The organism is Reinekea thalattae, assembly GCF_008041945.1.
GTDB lineage: Bacteria > Pseudomonadota > Gammaproteobacteria > Pseudomonadales > Natronospirillaceae > Reinekea > Reinekea thalattae.
This window is the reverse complement of sequence record NZ_VKAD01000001.1, coordinates 1,826,768-1,846,170: the sequence shown is the minus strand read 5'-3', so window position 1 is coordinate 1,846,170 and position 19,403 is coordinate 1,826,768. Positions and strand designations below refer to the sequence as shown.

The window sequence follows — 19,403 nt, the reverse complement described above, 5'->3', positions numbered from 1 at the left end:
AGGTTTCCTGAAAGGGTCGAAAAATGAAAGAATTTAAACGTTATGCTGTGTACTTTTTGCCTCAGGCTGAATCGCCATTGGCACAATTGGGTGCCGCTTGGTTGGGTTGGGATGTCGAAACTGGGCGCGAAGTGGCTTACCCAAATTGGGTCAGCGAAGCTCACGCTGAGCGAGTCGCGACACCGGTAAAATATGGTTTTCATGGCACTGTTAAACCGCCAATGCAGTTGGCCGAAGGCATGAGTCTTGAAAGTTTGCGACAACGTTTGCGAGACTTTTGTTTGTCGCATCGTGCTTTTGAATTGCCGGCTTTTGAGCTGAGAGCTATTCAATTGAACAGTACAGCTAGCTTTCTGTGTTTTACCCTGAGTCAGTCGAGCAGCGAATTGCAAAAGTTGGCGGAAGATTGCGTGCGACAACTGGATGATTGGCGCAAGCCTGCCAGTGAACAAGAATTGCAACGGCGTCGCTCGGCAGGTTTGAGCGCGCGACAAGATGAACTGCTGACACAATGGGGTTATCCCTATGTGTTTGATCAATTTAAATTCCACCTGACGCTCACCGGCGCATTGCCAGATGCCGAACGAGCCGAGCAGTTGGCGTTGTTGCAACAGCACAGTCATGACTTACTTACCCAACCGACAACCATATTAGACCTCTGCCTTTGTGGTGAAAGCGAGCAAGGCCGTTTTCACTTGATCGAGCGTTACCCGTTGGCCAGATAAGGCTGCAACGAGCGCCTGAACGCCCTCTTCGATTGTGCCATTATTGCTAATAATTGTGGCATTTTTAGGGGGCTGCCATTGTTGTCGCTGTAGACGTTTTTTAATCTCAGCTTCACTTTCACGGCCGCGTTGGCGCAAGCGTTGTGCGAGTACTTCTGGGGCGACTTCGATCCACACGACCTGAACGGCTGGCAAGCAGGCGCAAATATTTTTTAAGGCTGCGCGCGAACCATTAAAGACGACGTCTGTTCCGGCCGCTGCCTGTTGGCAAATTTCAACAGGAATACCATAGCTGAGATTGTTAGCGCGCCAATGTACGCAGAATTTTCCCTCGGCGACCTGTTGATCAAAGGTGGTTTGATCAACGCCAATAAAGTCTTCACCGCCAGCATCGGCTGGCCGCGTAACAGTGCGTTTGGCAAATAATGTATGCGGCAATAACGCTTTAGCTCCGTCGATTAGCGTGTCTTTTCCAGAACCGGAAGGGCCGACGACAACATGCATTGTTCCGCTCATCGCTTAATGCTCCGCAGTAAAGTTCGATAAGTCTACGACGCGATCAGCGACTCGGTCGCGCGCTTCGATGTCGTGAAAAATACCGATCATGGCAGCGCCATTGGCTTTGGCTTCGTTAATCATGCTGATCACGGTATCGCGGTTGGCGCCATCTAAACTGGCGGTTGGTTCATCTAATAACAGCGCTGGATAAGGCTGACAAAAGCTGCGCGCTATGTTGACTCGCTGTTGCTCACCGCCAGAAAAAGTTAATGGCGATAACGACCAAAGATGTTCAGGAATACGTAGCCGAGTTAGCAACTCTTTGGCGCGTTGGTGCGCTGCTTGCTCACTTGCGCCAGCGGCGATCATCGGTTCGGCGACAACTTTTAAAGTGGGTACGCGTGGCAGTACGCGCAAAAACTGGCTGACGTAACCGAGCGTATGGCGTCGGATAGACATCATCTGGTGCGCGTTAGCTTCGGTGATGTCGGTGCCATCGATAATGATGCGACCTTCGTTGGTAAGATAATTACCGTAAATCATGCGCATCAGCGTTGATTTACCGGAACCGGAAACACCCGCTAAAGCAACGCATTCGCCGGGCATAACATTGAGGTTGGCGTCTTTTAACACCTCGATACGAGCCTGTTGCTGGTTGTACAGGGTGAACGTTTTACTGACGTTTAACACTTCGATCATGAGTTACACCTGCAAAATTGAGCTAACAAGAAGTTGGGTATAAGGATGTTGCGGGTCGTCCAGTACTTGGTCGACTAAACCGGTTTCGATCACTTCGCCTTGTTGCATCACCATGACTCGGTCGGCGAGCAAACGCACAACGGCGAGATCGTGTGTTACCACAATGGCTGATAAGCCCAATTCACGTACTAGGCTGCGCAGTAAATCCAATAGCGTTGCTTGCACTGAAACATCCAAACCGCCGGTTGGCTCGTCCATAAAGATTAATTTTGGTGAGGTCACTAGGTTGCGGGCAATCTGCAAGCGCTGTTGCATGCCGCCAGAAAAGGTCGATGGCCGATCGTCGATTCGCTCGGCACGGATCTCAACTTTTTCTAACCACTGCTCTGCGGTTTGGCGAATGTCGCCGTAATGCCGACCGCCAATAGCCATGAGTCGTTCACCAATATTTGCGCCAGCGCTAATGCCTAAACGCAAACCATCACGTGGATTTTGGTGTACGAATGCCCAGTCGGTACGCGCTAATTGTCGGCGATCGACTTCGGCCATCTGTACGGTGTCGATGTTGCCGAGCGTTTCTGAATTGAACATCACCGAGCCGGTATCGACCGATTGATGACCTGCGAGGCAATTCATCAGAGTTGATTTCCCTGAGCCAGACTCGCCGACAATGCCAAGCACCTCGCCCGGGAAAAGGTCGAAGTTAACATTAAAGCAGCCGCGCTTATTGCCGTAATCCTTGTTCAGGTTGGTTACGGATAACAAAGAATTCATCATTGCTCGTCCTTCTTTGAATGAGTTTGATTTGCCGTACTGTCGTCAGTTGAATTTTTCTGCTCTTCAACTCGGCGTTGGCAATAGTTGGTATCAGAGCAAACGAATAGTCGTTCGCCTGCATCGTTGATAATCATTTCATCCAAATAGGTATGGCCGGCACCGCAATAGGCGCAACTGGCATCGGGCTTTGAAGCTTCGAACGGGTAGTCGTCAAAGTCGAGGCTGACCACTTTGGTGTAAGGTGGCAGCGCATAAATTCGTTGATCACGGCCAGCGCCAAACAGTTGCAAAGCGCGGTTCTGATTCAGCTTTGGGTTATCGAATTTTGGAATCGGGCTAGGGTCCATCATGTAGCGATCGTTCACCTTAACTGGGTAGGCGTACGAGGTCGCAATGTGACCGTGTTGGGCAATGTCTTCATACAGCTTTACTTGCATCAGGCCGTATTCTTGCAATGCATGCATCTTGCGAGTTTCCGATTCTCTCGGTTCTAAAAATCGTAACGGCTCAGGAATCGGCACTTGGTAGACCAGTATTTGCCCATCTGCTAAAGGCTGTTCTGGAATGCGGTGACGGGTTTGAATCACGCTGGCTTCGCTGGTGTTTTCGGTTACTTCAACATTGGCGGTGCGCTGAAAAAACCGCCGAATCGATACCGCGTTGGTGGTGTCATCAGCACCCTGATCAATCACTTTTAAAGTATCTTCTGGTACTAAGCAGGCTGCGGTCACTTGCACACCGCCGGTTCCCCAACCATAAGGCATGGGCATTTCGCGCGATGAAAACGGCACCTGATAACCCGGAATGGCAACGCCTTTTAATAGCGCCCGGCGGATCATACGTTTGGTGTGTTCATCTAAATAGGCAAAGTTGTATTGCTCGCCAAGGCTGTTTATCGGTTCAGCGATGTCGTTGCTTGGTTCGGTATTCATGCTTGGCCCTCATCTTTGGCGGCATCTTTGCGCAGCGTACGCACTAACTCCAATTCGGATTGGAAGTCGACGTAATGCGGTAACTTAATGTGTTCAACAAAACCGGTGGCTTGAATGTTGTCGCAATGCGACATCATAAATTCAATGTCTTGCGCCGGAGAGCCTTGATAGTCTTCGCCGAGTTCTTGCCACTGCATAGCGCGGTCGACCAGTGCCATCGAAATGGCTTTACGTTCTTGATGACCAAATACCAAACCGTAGCCGCGGGTAAATTGTGCGGGCGTTTTTTTGTTACCAGAAAACTGGTTAACGTTGTTGCATTCGGTCACTTCTATGCAGCCGATGTCGATGGCAAAACCGAGCTCAGGAATATCCATGCTGACGTCAACCGTGCCGACGCGCAATTCACCAACAAAGGGATGGTTGCGTGAATAACCGCGCTGGGTGGAATAGCCAATGCAGAGTAAAAAACCTTCGTCGCCGCGCGCCAGTGCTTGCAAACGAGCAGGCCGGTCGGCTGGAAATTCAAGCGGCTCGCGCGTTAAATCGTGTGGCCGAATACCAAGGTCAACATCGCGCTGAATGATGTCTTCCTGATTTAAAAATTCATGTACATGCGGCATATCGCTTTGTTCGTATGCTTGTTCTTTTGCTGCAGGTGCTTTGCCTTCGGCAAGTAATTTAAAGTCCAACAGCCGGTGAGTGTAATCATAGGTTGGGCCTAAAACCTGGCCGCCGGGCAAGTCTTTAAAAATGGCAGAGATACGTCGCTTGCAAAGCATCTTTTCGGTGTTGATCGGTTCGCTGGAGCCCAACCTCGGTAAGGTTGTACGGTAGGCGCGCATTAAAAAAATCGCTTCGATTAAATCACCTTGCGCCTGCTTGATTGCTAACGCGGCTAGTTCAGGATCGTACAACGAGCCTTCGGCCATGACACGCGCCACAGCAAGACCTAACTGTTGGCTGATCTGCTTGGTTTCCAACTCGGCAACATTAATGTCGCCTCGGCGATTTTCGTCGAGCCACTGGTGTGCATTGTCGATGGCTTTTTCGCCACCCTTTACGGCAACGTACATTAGGCAATCTCCACGTTTATGCTGCGCGGCAAGCCAGCAATTTGAGTCTGGTGGGTGAAATAAAAATCAACGCCCAGCGGGTAACATGCATGGTTTTTTTGCAGCGCTTCGGCTTCTGGCAAACTCAGGTAGCTGGCAATTTCGATACCTGGCCCAGTGAGTTTAAGGTCTTTGCCTTCGAATGAATCCATTTCGATAATCAATGTCGCTGAGCGATCTGGGTAGTCGTAACTGCCTTGCTTAAATTGGCTTAACGGTAAGGCGTGTTGCCAATCTGTGAGAATAAAATCGGCCTGTTCGGCAGACACTAACGGCGCGCCAGTATGAAACCGCAACCATTGCTGAATGGCTGGGCAATTGTAGCGGCCCTGCAAGCAAAGAGCGGTGTCTGTGTCGATTAGTGTTAACAGTAAACTGCCAGCGGCGACCGAAAGTGGTGCCGGTGGTTCAGTACCTTCTATTTGTTGGATGCTGCCCGGGCGTGACAATGCATCCAATGCAGCACGGAAGGCTTTGGCAGAATCGATGGCGGCATTTTTGAAACCGCCGCTGAGTGTTACTTGGCTCATCAGTCTTCTCCTCTGGCAAGCGTAAAGAAGTCCACTTTGGTTGCTGCGGCTTTGCGTTTAATTTGTTCTGCCTGTTGCTGTGCCGCGGTTTCTAACGGTTGGATTATTTGCTCTAAAACCAGTGGATTATTTTGTTGCAGCAAGGCATCGCATAGCGCGACAATTTCGGCTGCTGCGTGATTTCGGCCCTGTATATAGCCGTGACCGATGGTTTCATCGACCAGCACTAGGCTGCAACGAGTCACCGTGGTTTCGCCCAAATTGAAAGGGTTGCCGCTGGAACCTGAGCGCCCTTGTACCATCACCGTTCCGGTTTCAGGGGCGCGTATCCAAGAAAATTCGGGCGACAGATTGATTGCCGACCACTGGTTAATCAGCTGTTCTGCCGGTGCTTTGGCGAGGGTAGAAAGCCAGTGTTGGCGCTCTGCTTGAGTGAAGGTCGATTTCATGAGGCTGTTAACCTGTTTAGTTAAATTAGACAACTATACAAATTAAAGCCTGTTATTGTTAAAATGAAATGACAGTAGGATGATTATCTCAGTATTTATTTTTAACGTTAGGAAAACCCATGCCTAAGCCCGCCATGTGGCAATCTATTTACCAGCAACTCAATCAATCTATAGCCGAAGGTGCCTTTGCAGTCGGTGAACGCTTACCGACAGAGGCGGCCTTGGCACAGCGTTTTGGTGCCAATCGCCACACCGTGCGGCGAGCCTTAACGGCTTTGCAAGAAGAAGGCGTTGTCTTTAGTCGTCGTGGTGCAGGCACCTTTGTCGCTGAGCGTTCTACTGTCTATCGGTTGGGCAAACGAACACGTTTACGCCAAGGCATTGGCCGTTTGAGCGAACAGGTTGGGCTAACTATTTTGTATTCTGAAACACGGCCAGCGAAGCCGAAAGAAGCACAAAAATTAGCTTTGGAAGAAGATGCTTTGGTGCATCTCATTGAAGGCGTACGTGATTTAGAAGGCCAGCCCATTGGCATGTTTCAACATTGTTACCCTGCCGAGCGAATGCCCAATTTACCCGAAGTGATGAAGCAGTCTGCTTCGGTTACCGAAGCCCTAACCGCTGTTGGTATTGTCGATTATGAACGTGCCGAAACCATTATCGGGGCCGATATTGCCGATGCAACAAAGGCCAGTTTGCTAGCTTGTCAGGTCGGCGGTGCCTTGTTGCGCACTCGCTCTGTCGATGTCGATAATAACGGTAAGCCGATAGCCTATGGCCAAGCTTGGTTTGTTGGCAACCGGTTAGAGTTAGAAGTGTCTGGGTTGTAGTTGAGCTGCTGTATTTTTTTATATTGGTTGATTGCAGAAAACCTTAGCTGTTAAATAAGAGTGAATAATGCGTATAGCCTAGAGTTGGCGTACAATAAAAGCTAGAAAAGGAGGCATTTCAGTGAATACAACAGTTGAAGCTTATGGTGTAAAAGCAGTCGAGCGGCCAAAAATCGAGGCAACTAAAAAGCTCGATCTATCCGGTATAGAAGGTCAGCAAATTGTCCGGTCTGAAACCAAGTTAGTTTTAAAGACGCACAAAGAAACCTTTAAAAAATTGGCTGATATGTAATGGATTTAATCTTTTTCCCGTTTGAACGGGTAATTGAAATTAATGCATTTATTCTTAAAACTGAGCCAGGAATGAAAGGCTCAGTTGATCTCAATAAATTACAGGGTGCTTTGGGTAGGATCGATAATGCTATTGCCTACTCAGGCTTGTGTGATGTATTTGAAATAGCGGCTAAATACACAGCAAGCATCGCAGTGTCTCATTCCTTGCCCGATGCGAATAAACGTACCGGACTCGCTGTTGCCTTAGAGTATCTATCGTTAAACGACTTTGAGTTAACGGCAGACAATAGCCTGCTTGCAGATGCAGTGCGTGATCTCGTTCTTGAAAAAATCACCGAACTTGATTTTGCTGATTTACTTTATGCCCAATATATTCATGAGCAGAGCCTTAGTCGTTAGTTTAAAACGTGACAGCTGTACTCATGGGTACTACTAATGCTCAACGATACTTTTCTAAAAATTCTTCTGCCGGTAATTTTCGGAAATCATCCATGCGCTGTTCAAGTAATTCGTGCGGCCAATCCCACCACGCCAGTTCCATCATCTGTTCTGCTACCTGCTCTGGTAGCCGACGTTTTATTTCGCTAGCGGCGACTCCTGCAACAATGCAGTATGGCGCAACATCTTTGGTTACCACCGCGCCAGAGGCGACAACTGCGCCGTGGCCAATGGTTACTTCAGGCATAATGATTGCGCCGTGACCAATCCATGTATCGTGGCCGATATGGGCAATACGCGAAACACGATGGGCAAAAAAATCAGCATCGTTTTCTTGGTTTTCAAAATAATCCGCACTGCGATAATGAAAATGATGCAGGCTGGCTAACTGCATTGGGTGATCGGTTGGGCCAATGCGAGTAAAGCTGGCAATGTTTGAAAACTTGCCGACCTTTGCATTGGCAATGTCGGCGTATCGGTCGCAATAGGAGTAATCATCGAGTGAACTGTTTAACACGCGTGAGCCTTTTCCTATTTCAACAAAACGACCAAACTGACTGTTGGTAATTTCACATTCAGGATGAATAAAAGGCTCATTTACTGTTAAACGTGTCATGGTGATTTCTCTAAATGCTGTTTTATTATTTTAAATTTTCGATTATTTAGTTCGCTTACCAATTAACTTTCCGCGCAACCAGCTAGAAAACGAATCCATTGCGAAGACCATGAGCAAAACTAAAATGATGTAGTAGGTGACTTCTTCCCAGTCCTTTTGCGTAATCATTGCTTGCGTTAATAGCAGGCCGATACCGCCGCCAACAATCGCGCCGATAATAGTCGCAGAGCGGGTGTTCGATTCTAAAAAGTAAAGTACCTGACTTAAAAGTACCGGCAAGATTTGCGGTATCACGCCAAAGCGGCTGCGCAATAATGGGTTAGCGCCAGTAGAGCGAATGCCTTCAATTTGTTTTTCATCGGCGTTTTCTAATGCTTCCGAAAACAGCTTACCAAAGGTGCCGACGTCGGTAATTAAAATAGACAGTGCACCTGTCATTGGCCCTAGGCCAAATGCGCGCGCTAGAATTACCGTCCAAATGAGGCTGTCGATGCCGCGAATCAAATCGAATGTCCGGCGCGTTAGTTGTCGAATAATGCCATATCGAACAAAGTTTTTTGCCGCAAAAAATGCCAGCGGTAAGGTAATGACTGCTGCGCCGATGGTACCTAAAAAGGCCATTAAAACGGTTTCACAAATCGCCCAAAAAACATCGCCATGACGCCACATGCGGTTAAACCAAAAGTCGTGCGCAATGGCACCTAATTCACCACTAAAGACACGCTTTGTTAGCTCGCCAAAGTTTAAACCGCGGTAAGCACTCTCCATATCGAAGAAGAACAATTCCCAGCCATTAAAATAGCGGTAAACCGTAGTCTTGCCTTTGGCAACCTGAACCCGTAAGTCTGGCTTGTTAATGGCAACGCGAGTATTACTTACTTTAATCCATTCCGGCAGATCACCCGCAGGCAATGTGGTTTCGATGCCTCGGTTGGAAGGCAGCGCGGTAACAACACCATAGTCTGGAATGGTGATGATAACTTTATCGCTTTCAAACTGAACAGTGTGACCATTGGGCATATCGACAAAGGCGTTATCACCATCAATGCTGATCCAGTTAGGCTCATCCGCCTGTTGGTATTCGCCTTTAGCTTCGCCTTCAATCGAAGTGCTGTATTCATCTCTTCGATTGTCGCGCTGAAAATGGGTTTTGTAGCTGACCATGTCTTTCATGATCAAGGCACCATTTTCTGGTCGCGCACGTTCAACTAGGCCTAAAATATCGAACGCAAAAAACACATAAACAAAGTACGCAAAAATAATAGCAGGTATCGCTAAGGCAACTTTTTGTTTGCCGCGGATAAATGCTTGGGCTTTTAGGTGATAGGTTTCGCTCATCATCAATGCTCTTAAATTTCTTTGATTTTTCGGTTACGCAGATAACTGGATATCTGGTCGACCAGGAAAATAGCGGTAATCAATAAAATAAAAATGGCCGCCGCTTCATCGTATTTACCTTGGCCCCAACTCATGGTGTTTTTTAGGTCGTAACCAATGCCGCCGGCACCGACAAAGCCTAAAATAGCCGAAGCACGAATGTTGATTTCAAAACGCATCAGCGTGTAACTGATGTAGTTAGGTAACACTTGAGGTATCACTGCGAACAACATGCGTTGTAACCAGGTTGAACCAACCGAAGCCAGCCCTTCCACTGGTTTAAGGTCGACATTTTCATTAACTTCTGAGAACAGCTTACCGAGCGATCCGGTGGTGTGTATGGCAATGGCTATCATTGCAGGAACAGGGCCGCCACCTAAAATAAAAATAAGAATTAGAGCGATGACTATTTCTGGTAAGGCGCGCATGATATCGAGTAAACGTCGAATCACCGGAATAAGTTTTGGCCAACGAGCCAAACCGTGCGTGCTTAACAACGACAGCACAACAGCACCGAGTGTTCCGAGTAAGGTTGAAACAGCGGCAATGTTGATGGTTTCAATCAGCGATGGAAAATACTGTAATAAATAACGCGGCAGACCGGCCGAGTCTTCGATAGCTTCTGTGATAACTTCTTTAGGAAAGTCGAAAAGCTGGTGCAGACCTTGTAAAAAACCGCCAGCATTACGTTGTTCAGCAAGATTAAAACCGCTAAAAAATAGCAAGCAGAAAATGAGTAAAAAAATACCAGAGTACATTCTTTTGCGTTGCACTAAGGCAATATAATCTTTTCGCTCAGTCGGTAACGAATGGGCTAAATGGGTGCTTGGGTTCATGTGTCTGTTTACATCCAAAAAACATGTGACTTGCAGTAAAAGGTTCTGCAAAGAATGGCTTTTTACGCGCTAAGCGTTGCTTTGCACAGCCCTTAAAATAGCCCGCCTAAAATAGGCGGGCTATGGCTACTGTTTGCTATAGCTATCGATATCTAAAACCATAGCTATCGGCTCGTTATAACTTAGTTAGACTTTAACTTACGAGCTTCGATAATAGAGGTATAGGCTTCGTGCGTGATTGGCATAACACCTTTCGCTTCACCGGCGAACATGTTGTAAGCACAGTCTGAGTCCATAGATTGCATAGAAGCGATCAGGCCAGTCATTTGCATTTTGGTGTACGCAGGTAGGTCTTTACGTACAACGATTGGACCTTCAGGGATTGGGTTTGATTGCCAGATTTGCACTAGCTCGCCCATATCAACGATGCCAGAGTCAGAAGCTTTGCGCAGTGCACCAGAGTTGTAACCTTCTTCCCAGTCACCTAAGCCGTCGGCCCAAGTTACACCAGCATCAACGTCGCCATTGGCAACCGCAACGATAGTTTGTTCGTGACCACCAGAGAATACGATGTCGCCAAAGTAGTCGCCCTTCTCCATTGAGTAACCCTGTGCAGGGATTTCAATTGAAGGAATTAGGTAACCAGAAGTTGAGTTTGGATCACCAAAAGCAAAGGTTTTACCTTTCATGTCATCTAGTGATTTGATGCCAGAATCTTTGCGAGCAAAACCGATTGAGTGGTAGCCGTAGCCGCCATCAACATTTACTTTAACAAGAATAGGTTCAACGGCATCGGCATCGGTTAGCCAAATTTTCGCGTAACTTGAAGCGCCTAACCAAGCTAGGTCAATAGTGCCGCCAAGCAGACCTTGGATAACACCGTTATAGTCCGCTGGTGCGAATAATTTTGTTGGCACACCCAATAGATCTTCTGTTTTTTCACGAAGACATTCGTGGTTATTTAGACGGTCTTGAGCGTTCTCACCACCTAAGATACCGATACGAAATTCATCAACAGCTGCAGAAGCAGATGCTGCAATAGAAAGGCCCAATACAGCAACAGTGGCCATGGCTAGCTTTTTCATTTTGTTCTCCAAGGTTTTATGTGTTTAGCGTGACGTTAATGTTTTTGATAAAGCACCATTAGACTGCTTTAACGGTTGACGAAAGGTCACTCGGCAAAGCGTTAATGTTTGTTGAAGTGGAGGTTTCAGAGAAGTTCTCATCGGCTCCGTAAATTTCGCGCGCTACGTCTGTGCTCAATGCGTTTGCAGGGCCATCAAATACGACGCGGCCATCGCGCATGCCAATGACTCGGTCGCAAAAGGTGCGAGCGGTATCGAGCGTATGTAGGTTGCAGAGTACGATTTTGTTATCTTCATCGTGAATTCGACGCAGCGCTTCCATGGTGGTTTGTGCATTCATTGGATCCAATGACGCGATAGGCTCGTCGGCCAACACCATGTCTGGGTTTTGCATCAGTGCGCGACAAATAGCGACGCGCTGCTGTTGTCCGCCCGAAAGTTGATCGGCACGTTTGGCCATGTGTTCTTCAATACCAAAGCGCTCTAACAGATCGATTGCGCGAAAAACTTCTTCCTTTGGGAAGAGGTTAAATAGCGCACGAAATGTTGATTGCTTGTTAAGGTTACCCAGCATGACGTTGGTTACTACGTCGAGGCGAGGCACCAAATTAAATTGTTGGAACACCATGCCGCAACGTGCTTGCCAGGCTCTTTTTTCTGGGCCTTTTAAAGAATGTACGGCGGTGTCGAGATAATTAATTTCCCCAGAGGTTGGATCATTGAGGCGATTAATCATGCGTAATAGCGTCGACTTCCCGGCACCTGAGCGGCCAATAATGCCAATCATTTGAGGGCTTTCTACGCTGAGTGAAACGTTGTTAACGGCCAGATTGCCGCCAAAGTTTTTTGTTAGGCTATTAATGGTCAACATAAAAATAAAACTGCACGGTTAAATTCGAAGGCAGATCCTTGCGGTTTTTGATGACAACGCGATGTCTAAAAAATGATCGTTTGGTGACAGTTAGATTCAGTTACTGATTAACGTATCTGGATCAAGGCCGCGTCGTTTGGCGGGGTAGCGGCTGTTTTCATGACTAGCGCTCGCTTGCCGAAGGTTAAGCTTTAGACTTATGTATGATTTGCTGACATAAACAAAACGCGATTGCCGCGTGACCAGCCGAAGGCGTGTTAACGATTCGTTCATCTATAATTCATCTGGCGATTGGTATAAGGTAACTGTATTGATTTTGTAAGCATGAGCAGAGGCCAAGAATGCGAATTTCTCATTGGGTAGTTTTGTTAACCGCAGGTGCGGTATTAAGTGGTTGTGCAACGCTAAGTGAAGATGAGTGTCTAACGGCAGATTGGTACGGTATTGGTTATGCCGATGCTGCAGCTGGTAAGGCATCTTCTCAAGTGGCGAGTCACCGCAAGGCCTGTTCTAAACATGGCGTATCGCTGGATATCGACGACTATTTAAGCGGCTATGACGAAGGGCTGTATCGTTTTTGTACCCGCAGTGTCGGCTATAGCAAAGGTTTAGACGGTTACGATTACACGGGTATCTGCCCAAGCCATTTAGAAAATAATTTTATGGATGGTTATATTCTAGGCAGTGAAATTTACGACGCTTCTCGCGAGGTGCGTAGTTTATCGAGTCAGTTGAGCAATCAAGATAATAAAATTAATGAATTAGAAGATAATATTGCAGCTAAAACCACACTGATGCTTTCTGATCAGGTCGATGTTGCTCAGCGCTATGAACTGAATACAGAAATGGAAAATATGCGCGATGAAATTATTGAGTTAGAGCGCAGTAACGAGCGACTTCATTATCAGATAGATGATCTAAACGCCTTGATCAGCGAGCTCGAATTAGATTACCGCTATGGTGAAGAACTGTAGTTTTTGGCTGCTTTTTTTGGCTCTAGTGCCTCGCCGATTTATGATAATCGCGCGGGGCTTCACTAAAGCATAACATCTATATAGCGACGTTAAGCGTGGCTAACAGGGCGAGAATTTTTTCGGCTTGTTGTTCGCGTTTTGGGTATAACAACAGCGAATTAAAATAATAGGGCGCGCCCTTTACCGGCTGCTGTACTAGCTTTTTGCTGGCCAGCTCTTCTTCAACAACGCATCGAGGCAACAGGCCAATTCCCATGTTGTCGAGTACGCAGCGTTTAATCACTTCCACGTTAGAAAAACTCTGTCGCGCATTGAGCGTTAGGTTGCATTGGCGAAACTGCTGTTCGGCGTGCATACGATAACTGCATTCTGGTTCGGTGGTGATCAGCGCCTGCTGGTTGAGCTGTTCTAGGCCGAGCGTGTGGTCGATTTTTTTCTCTGGAGTGCACACATAGATCACCTCTTCTTGTTGGATCAATTGGCTCTGCCAAGTCGATTTTAATGTGCCGCTCATGGCACTTGGATGAGTGACGGTAATGGCGGCATCGATCTCGCCTTGAGCCAATGCTGTGGCGTAATCGAACGGCTCATGGACCAGCAGCACTTCCAACTTTGGTGCATTTTGGTGCAGGCGTTGAATCAACTTGGGCAATCGATAAATACACATCGAGCTGGGCGCAAAAATTTTCAAACTGCCGGTCAGCGGTTGGTTTATCTCTTGTGCCAGTTGCTTTAAGTGAACTTCTTGAGCGCACAGCTGCTGCAAGTGTGGTAACAGGGTTTGGCCTGCGCCGCTGAGTACAATGTTGCGCCCTTGCGGTTCAAACAGCTGCACACCTAATTCAACATTTAATTCTTTGAGCTGGGCAGAAATACTCGAAGGCGCGAGGTGTAATTGTTCAGCAGCTTTGGCAATGCTACCCAGTTGGGCCACCGCCAGTAAGCTGCGCACCTGTTTTGTGTTCATTGCGAGCCTCACTCAATAACTATTCGGAATTGCCATTCTATTGTACGGATTTATTCGCTTTTTCCTAATGTAAGTCCAGTCTAGGATGAGGGCTATCGATAAATGAACGGAGAGATAAGTATGCATCTATACATTGGCTATCAAAACTATTCCAGCTGGTCGCTACGGCCGTGGCTTGCAATGAAGGTTGCAGGTATCGGTTTTGAACAAACCCTGTTGCCGTTTTATCACTCGTCAGCATTGAAAGAGTTGGCAGCCCAGCATGAGATTCCAGCGGCGGTTCCGGTGCTTGAGCAGAATGGTCAAATGATTTGGGATTCGATGGCGATAATGGAAACGCTGGCAGAGCAGTTCCCAGATAAAAAGTTGTGGCCAGAAAACTCAACATTAAGAGCCTTAGCACGCTCTGTTGCTGCCGAAATGCATTCTGGTTTTAGCGCCTTGCGTAGCCAGTTTCCGATGAACTGCCGAGTTAGCTGTGAGGTAGAGCCTAGCGAAGCATCAAAAAAAGATTTAGCGAGGCTCTCAGTGTTGTGGCGCAAATTTAATCAGCCTGAATACCAAGCGGTCAAAGAAAGCGGGCCATTTTTGTGCGGCCACTTCAGCATTGTTGATGCGATGTATGCACCGGTCATGTGGCGAGTAAAGGGTTATGGTTTAGCAGTAAGCGACGAATTCTCTCGGTGGAGCGAGGCCATGCTTGCGCTACCTGCTATGCAGCAATGGTTGCACGATGCAAAACAGGAAGCTTGGAAAGTCGAACAATACGACGCTGTTGCAGGTTTGTCGTGAAAAATCGTTAGCGCTTCAGTGGTATAGAAGTTGCTCGGTTATTGGAATTCAAAGTCGATTGAGATAGCCGAGCATGCTTTATAATTATCGTTTAGGTGCTAAGACCTATCAATTTAAAAACTTAGCCGAGTTGATGGCCAAGGCGTCACCGGCTCGCTCTGGCGACCGTTTAGCGGGCGTCATGGCAGAGTCGTCCGAACAGCGCGCAGTGGCGCAGATGGCATTGGCAGAAGTACCATTAAAACAATTTTTAAGCGAAGCCTTGATCGCTTATGAACAGGACGAAGTAACGCGCTTGATTATGGACGAGCACGATGCTGAAGCCTTTGCAGAAATTTCTCATTTAACCGTTGGTGATTTTCGTAATTGGTTACTGGCCGATAGCACCAGCGCAGAGCTGATTACTCGAGTGCGCTCAGGTTTAACGCCAGAGATGGTCGCCGCTGTGAGTAAGTTGATGCGTAATCAAGATCTTATTTTAGTGGCTAAAAAATGCCTCGTAGTCAGCGCGTTTCGTAACACCATTGGTTTGCCCGGCCGTTTTTCGACGCGTTTGCAACCAAACCACCCAACCGATGATATAACAGGTATCGCCGCCAGTATTTTAGATGGCTTGATGTACGCCAATGGCGACGCCGTTATAGGCATAAACCCAGCGACAGATAACCTAGCGCAAACCAAGCGCCTTTTGGCAGTACTTGACGATATTATTCAGACTTACCAGATCCCGACTCAATCGTGCATTTTAACGCACGTTACCAATACACTGGAGGCGATTGAGCAAAAGGCGCCGGTTGATTTGGTGTTCCAATCGATTGGTGGCACTGAGGCGACAAACAGCAGCTTTGGCGTCAACCTTTCTATATTGGCCGAAGCCAACGATGCTGCCAAAAGCTTAAAGCGAGGCACCGTTGGCGATAATGTCATGTACTTTGAAACCGGCCAAGGCAGTTCTTTATCCGCTAATGCGCATCATGGTTTGGATCAACAAACCTGTGAGGTTCGAGCTTATGCAGTGGCAAAAAAATTCAGCCCATTGTTGGTGAACACAGTGGTAGGCTTTATTGGCCCTGAGTATTTATACGATGGCAAAGAAATTATTCGTGCTGGTTTGGAAGATCATTTTTGTGGCAAATTATTAGGTTTGCCGATGGGTGTTGATGTTTGTTACACCAACCATGCGCAGGCTGACCAAAACGATATGGACAACCTGTTAACTCTATTGGCGGTGGCGGGTTGCACTTACATAATGGGCATTCCAGGTTCGGATGACATCATGCTGAATTATCAAACAACCTCCTTCCATGATGCACTCTATGTGCGTCAGGCGCTTGGCCTTAAACCAGCACCAGAATTTGAGCTTTGGTTGCAAAAAATGCAAATAGTAGAGCAGGATTCTATGGCGCTACGCTCGGCAATGTCGCCGAATTTTTCCAGCAAGCTTGAGCATTTTGCAAAGGGGTAAAGCCATGACATCGCCTAAAAAAGAAAGACAAAACAATGTGTCAGAAAAGTTTACAGCGACAGAAAGTTTTAAAGTATCAGAAAGCGTTATAGAAAATCCGTGGAGCAAGCTTGGCGCCTTTACCGATGCGCGCATTGGTTTGGGTCGTACCGGCGTGAGCTTACCTACCGATAAACTGCTGGCGTTTCAATTAGCGCATGCCCAAGCGCAGGATGCCGTGCATTTGCCGTTAGATACTAAAGCGTTAAGCGCAGAGCTTGAAATGCTGTCTGAGTCATCAATCCTGTTACTGCACTCGCAGGCAGAAAATCGTGCAGTCTATCTACAGCGACCAGATTTAGGTCGTTTGCTTGACTCAGCTTCGGCAGAAAAAATTCAATCGCTCGCGCCGAACAATGATGATAAACCGACGGAAAAATATGACTTAGCCATTGTCGTGGTGGATGGTTTATCGTCGTTTGCAACGCAAAAAAATAGCCTGCCGATGCTGCAAGCATTGCAACAAAAACTGACAGCAGATCCGCAGTCTTGGAATGTCGCGCCGTTAACGATTGTCGAGCAAGGCCGAGTCGCCATTGGTGATGATATTGGTGAACGCCTCAAGGCAAATAGTGTTGTTGTAATGATCGGTGAACGGCCAGGCTTAAGTTCACCGGACAGTTTAGGTTTGTATTTAACTTGGCAACCAAAGGTAGGTAAAACTGATGCCGAGCGAAACTGTATTTCTAACGTTCGGCCAGAAGGCTTAAGTTATAGCGAAGCCGGGAATCGACTTTTTTATCTACTATCCGAAGCGCGTACGCTCAAGCTCAGTGGTGTTAATTTAAAAGATCGAACCGACGTTGTAGACGATAGGCTGGATAATCAGGGTGGCAATTTTTTAGTTGGTGACTATTAATTAGCGTCTACTATGTAATTAGTAGCCTGTTGTGTAATTAGTGTCTGTTGTGATTAAAAATAAAAAAGCCGGAACTGATAAGTTCCGGCTTTTTTGATTCGATTGACTTGGTCTAACAAATAACTGAGTTTAACGAACAGCTATAGCTTAAAGTAACTTACGCTGTTGTGTAGCTCTTGTGCTAGGTCGCTAAGATCGTTCGTTGCTTTCTTCGAGTTGGCAATGGCCTCAGCGGTTTCTTGCATAACGCTAGAAATTTCTTCCGCATGTTCCGCAAGGCTTTGCGTGGCTTTATTTTGCTCAATCGAAGAGTGAGTCATCTCACGAATTTTATTTAGGTTTTCATCTGAAGCGGTACGAATGTGCGTCAGCATTTCAGTGACTTCATTTGAAGTTTCAACGCTGTGCTCAACTTTTGGCAGTACCGCTTGCATGGTACTTGCCACACTTTCGGTATCCGATTGAACCAGGTTGATTGTATCGGTAATTTCCGATGTTGCGGTTGCAGTACGTGATGCCAACTTACGAACTTCATCTGCAACGACAGCAAAGCCTCGGCCCTGTTCACCAGCCCGTGCCGCTTCAATGGCTGCGTTTAGTGCTAGTAGATTTGTTTGGTCGGCGATCTCTAAAATTTCTTTTACGACGTTGCCAATTTCAGCAGAACGTTTTTGCAGTGTGCTGATCTCTTCGGTCGATAAGTTAATCTGCGATGAAATCTCACTGATGCTCTGCGCTGAATTTTGTACAATGCTTTCACCGCGTGAGGACATTTCAAATGACGCTTCAGAGTTCTTTTCAGTTTCGCTGGCGCTATTAGCAATGCTTTCGATACTGGCTGAAAGTTCTTGGATCGCTGCGGCGGTCGATTGCGATGCTTCAGATGATTTTTTAGATGCCGAAAGGATGTTTTCCATCTGTTCGTTGAGCGCACGTGACGAGTTGTTTAATAACTCTGAACCCTGTTGGATTTTATGTACCATGTCTTTTAATGCATTTTGCATTTTTTGCACATAGCCCATCATGCTGTGTTCTGAGAAGTTGCCCTTGATTTCTTCGTTCAAGTAACCTTCGGCAATACGGCTAGTCACAGCGGTGACGTAACGAGGTTCGCCGCCAATGTTTTTCAAAATATTGCGTACGATCATGTGCGAAATAAAGTAAGACGCAACAACGATTAGCCCCAAAATAATGGCGCCAACCATGAGGAAATAGAAGGCAATATTTTTGAAGTCTTCGTTTAAGTCATCGACATAAACGCCGTAGCCAAATACCCATTTCCATTCAGGAATCATCGTCATGCCGTTGATTTTTGGGTATAAACCTTGAGAACCGGATTTCGGGAAATCCCCTTCGCTGAATACAAACTCTTCGGCCGCTAAAGCTTTTAATGCAGGAGCATAGCTTTCTTGGTATTTACCTAGCTGGCTTTGATTTGGATGGACTTTAGAGCGAGCGTCGTCGCCATTGGCCCAAATATAGGAATCACCAAAGCGAACAGTTGAAAGCATTTCAATGACTTCTTCTACTGCTTGCTCGTGTGTTAAAGCACCACTTTTTTCAAGATCGACATAGTGGTTGATCTGCTGTTTTGTAAGTGCAAGGACGCTTTGGATTTCGTGCTTGCGTGCCTCAATGAGGTTATCTTTAATAATATTTAACGACAATATACTTAAGGTGACTAATCCTATAGCGAATAAAATCACCAGTATGCCTAACTGCTTTGATAGTTTCATATCGGTTTCCCGTACTTCGTGAACTGGTTTATGTATTAAAGGATTCTACTCATGGCTATGTCTTTATCCTTGACGATACCAGCGTTTATTTAATTATTAGCATCCTGACTGAGAGATGTACCCTTATTCCATTTTAAGAAGCCATCGAGCGTCTTAAACGCGGTGGCTCACCTAAACGTCGTAGTAGTTGTAAAAATCGCGCTAGATAACCAAACACTTTATCTAAAAGAGCGATTACTTAACGATGTTCGATTTATCGGCCATTATAAATGATACTGTAGGTCTTGATGTGTGAAATTAGCCTTATTAATGCAATTTAAGGTGCGATTTTTATCGTTAAATGGGTGCAACATAAATACATTTAGTGAGCTTTGTATAAAGATTGAACAGTTTTTTTGGGGGGGGTAGCACTTTGGTCGACCTGTTGACCATTCGCTGCTGTATTGGCATAGCGGCAAGATTATTTTTACTACGATTAGTTAATAAAATAGGTTAATAA

General features: G+C 46.7%; 22 protein-coding genes. 8 read left to right on the top strand and 14 right to left on the bottom strand.

The features are described from left to right. Positions 1-23: 23 nt before the first annotated feature. Positions 24-725, top strand: a complete 702-nt coding sequence (locus FME95_RS08375; RefSeq protein WP_147713933.1) for a DUF1045 domain-containing protein — start codon at positions 24-26, stop codon at positions 723-725. Here FME95_RS08375 and phnN read toward each other — a convergent pair. Genes phnN through phnG form a run of 7 tightly spaced genes read right to left on the bottom strand, consistent with a single transcriptional unit; the run spans position 651 to position 5,725 of the window. Next, a complete protein-coding gene (gene phnN / locus FME95_RS08370; RefSeq protein ID WP_147713932.1) occupies positions 651-1,241 on the bottom strand; it encodes a phosphonate metabolism protein/1,5-bisphosphokinase (PRPP-forming) PhnN in 591 nt (196 codons plus the stop codon). The two genes, FME95_RS08375 and phnN, sit on opposite strands and share 75 nt — an antisense overlap. Positions 1,242-1,244: 3 nt before the next feature. Further along, complete coding sequence (phnL, locus tag FME95_RS08365) at positions 1,245-1,922, bottom strand: phosphonate C-P lyase system protein PhnL (protein WP_147713931.1); 678 nt, start codon at positions 1,920-1,922, stop codon at positions 1,245-1,247. 3 nt (positions 1,923-1,925) lie between these two features. After that, complete coding sequence (gene phnK, locus FME95_RS08360) at positions 1,926-2,699, bottom strand: phosphonate C-P lyase system protein PhnK (RefSeq protein ID WP_222709926.1); 774 nt, start codon at positions 2,697-2,699, stop codon at positions 1,926-1,928. After that, the gene (locus FME95_RS08355; RefSeq protein WP_147713930.1) at positions 2,696-3,631 is read right to left on the bottom strand and encodes an alpha-D-ribose 1-methylphosphonate 5-phosphate C-P-lyase PhnJ; all 936 of its coding nucleotides are present in this window, start codon (positions 3,629-3,631) and stop codon (positions 2,696-2,698) included. Before FME95_RS08355 ends, phnK begins: the two co-directional genes overlap by 4 nt. Further along, entirely contained in the window at positions 3,628-4,707 is a 1,080-nt protein-coding gene (locus FME95_RS08350) for a carbon-phosphorus lyase complex subunit (RefSeq protein WP_147713929.1), read from the bottom strand. Before FME95_RS08350 ends, FME95_RS08355 begins: the two co-directional genes overlap by 4 nt. Continuing rightward, complete coding sequence (phnH, locus tag FME95_RS08345; protein ID WP_147713928.1) at positions 4,707-5,276, bottom strand: phosphonate C-P lyase system protein PhnH; 570 nt, start codon at positions 5,274-5,276, stop codon at positions 4,707-4,709. The genes FME95_RS08350 and phnH overlap by 1 nt, the downstream gene beginning before the upstream one ends. Then, a complete protein-coding gene (gene phnG, locus FME95_RS08340) occupies positions 5,276-5,725 on the bottom strand; it encodes a phosphonate C-P lyase system protein PhnG (protein ID WP_147713927.1) in 450 nt (149 codons plus the stop codon). The genes phnH and phnG overlap by 1 nt, the downstream gene beginning before the upstream one ends. A gap of 119 nt (positions 5,726-5,844) precedes the next feature. On the opposite strand from phnG, the gene phnF reads away from it, so the two are divergent. The 3 genes from phnF (at position 5,845) to FME95_RS08325 (ending at position 7,248) form a co-directional block, all read left to right on the top strand. Further along, positions 5,845-6,555: a phosphonate metabolism transcriptional regulator PhnF gene (gene phnF / locus FME95_RS08335; RefSeq protein WP_147713926.1), complete on the top strand. Its 711-nt coding sequence runs from the start codon at positions 5,845-5,847 to the stop codon at positions 6,553-6,555. A gap of 121 nt (positions 6,556-6,676) precedes the next feature. Beyond that, the gene (locus tag FME95_RS08330) at positions 6,677-6,847 is read left to right on the top strand and encodes an acetyltransferase (protein ID WP_147713925.1); all 171 of its coding nucleotides are present in this window, start codon (positions 6,677-6,679) and stop codon (positions 6,845-6,847) included. Further along, a complete protein-coding gene (locus FME95_RS08325; protein WP_147713924.1) occupies positions 6,847-7,248 on the top strand; it encodes a type II toxin-antitoxin system death-on-curing family toxin in 402 nt (133 codons plus the stop codon). The genes FME95_RS08330 and FME95_RS08325 overlap by 1 nt, the downstream gene beginning before the upstream one ends. A 40-nt stretch (positions 7,249-7,288) precedes the next feature. Here FME95_RS08325 and FME95_RS08320 read toward each other — a convergent pair whose 3' ends face one another. From FME95_RS08320 to phnC, 5 genes are all read right to left on the bottom strand, one after another. Beyond that, positions 7,289-7,903 carry an LbetaH domain-containing protein gene (locus FME95_RS08320; RefSeq protein WP_147713923.1) on the bottom strand — a complete coding sequence of 205 codons (615 nt, stop codon included), beginning with the start codon at positions 7,901-7,903 and terminating at the stop codon, positions 7,289-7,291. A gap of 42 nt (positions 7,904-7,945) precedes the next feature. Further along, the gene (phnE, locus tag FME95_RS08315) at positions 7,946-9,244 is read right to left on the bottom strand and encodes a phosphonate ABC transporter, permease protein PhnE (protein WP_147713922.1); all 1,299 of its coding nucleotides are present in this window, start codon (positions 9,242-9,244) and stop codon (positions 7,946-7,948) included. An 8-nt stretch (positions 9,245-9,252) separates the two neighbouring features. Continuing rightward, positions 9,253-10,116, bottom strand: a complete 864-nt coding sequence (gene phnE / locus FME95_RS08310; protein WP_147713921.1) for a phosphonate ABC transporter, permease protein PhnE — start codon at positions 10,114-10,116, stop codon at positions 9,253-9,255. A 182-nt stretch (positions 10,117-10,298) separates the two neighbouring features. Continuing rightward, positions 10,299-11,201, bottom strand: coding sequence for a phosphonate ABC transporter substrate-binding protein (phnD, locus tag FME95_RS08305; protein WP_147713920.1), 903 nt, complete (start codon positions 11,199-11,201; stop codon positions 10,299-10,301). 58 nt (positions 11,202-11,259) lie between these two features. Continuing rightward, positions 11,260-12,072 carry a phosphonate ABC transporter ATP-binding protein gene (gene phnC, locus FME95_RS08300; RefSeq protein ID WP_147713919.1) on the bottom strand — a complete coding sequence of 271 codons (813 nt, stop codon included), beginning with the start codon at positions 12,070-12,072 and terminating at the stop codon, positions 11,260-11,262. Between the two features lie 341 nt (positions 12,073-12,413). On the opposite strand from phnC, the gene FME95_RS08295 reads away from it, so the two are divergent. Continuing rightward, the gene (locus FME95_RS08295) at positions 12,414-13,046 is read left to right on the top strand and encodes a DUF2799 domain-containing protein (RefSeq protein ID WP_147713918.1); all 633 of its coding nucleotides are present in this window, start codon (positions 12,414-12,416) and stop codon (positions 13,044-13,046) included. Positions 13,047-13,122: 76 nt separating this feature from the next. Here FME95_RS08295 and FME95_RS08290 read toward each other — a convergent pair whose 3' ends face one another. Then, complete coding sequence (locus FME95_RS08290) at positions 13,123-14,013, bottom strand: LysR family transcriptional regulator (protein ID WP_147713917.1); 891 nt, start codon at positions 14,011-14,013, stop codon at positions 13,123-13,125. A gap of 120 nt (positions 14,014-14,133) precedes the next feature. On the opposite strand from FME95_RS08290, the gene FME95_RS08285 reads away from it, so the two are divergent. The 3 genes from FME95_RS08285 (at position 14,134) to eutC (ending at position 17,168) form a co-directional block, all read left to right on the top strand. Continuing rightward, complete coding sequence (locus FME95_RS08285; protein WP_147713916.1) at positions 14,134-14,805, top strand: glutathione S-transferase; 672 nt, start codon at positions 14,134-14,136, stop codon at positions 14,803-14,805. Positions 14,806-14,878: 73 nt separating this feature from the next. Further along, positions 14,879-16,270 carry an ethanolamine ammonia-lyase subunit EutB gene (locus tag FME95_RS08280; protein ID WP_147713915.1) on the top strand — a complete coding sequence of 464 codons (1,392 nt, stop codon included), beginning with the start codon at positions 14,879-14,881 and terminating at the stop codon, positions 16,268-16,270. A gap of 4 nt (positions 16,271-16,274) precedes the next feature. Then, positions 16,275-17,168 (top strand): ethanolamine ammonia-lyase subunit EutC, encoded by an 894-nt coding sequence (gene eutC, locus FME95_RS08275; protein WP_147713914.1) that lies wholly within the window; start codon positions 16,275-16,277, stop codon positions 17,166-17,168. A gap of 140 nt (positions 17,169-17,308) precedes the next feature. Here the strand turns inward: eutC and FME95_RS08270 are convergent, their stop codons facing one another. Beyond that, entirely contained in the window at positions 17,309-18,904 is a 1,596-nt protein-coding gene (locus tag FME95_RS08270; protein ID WP_147713913.1) for a methyl-accepting chemotaxis protein, read from the bottom strand. Between the last annotated feature and the right edge of the window lie 499 nt (positions 18,905-19,403).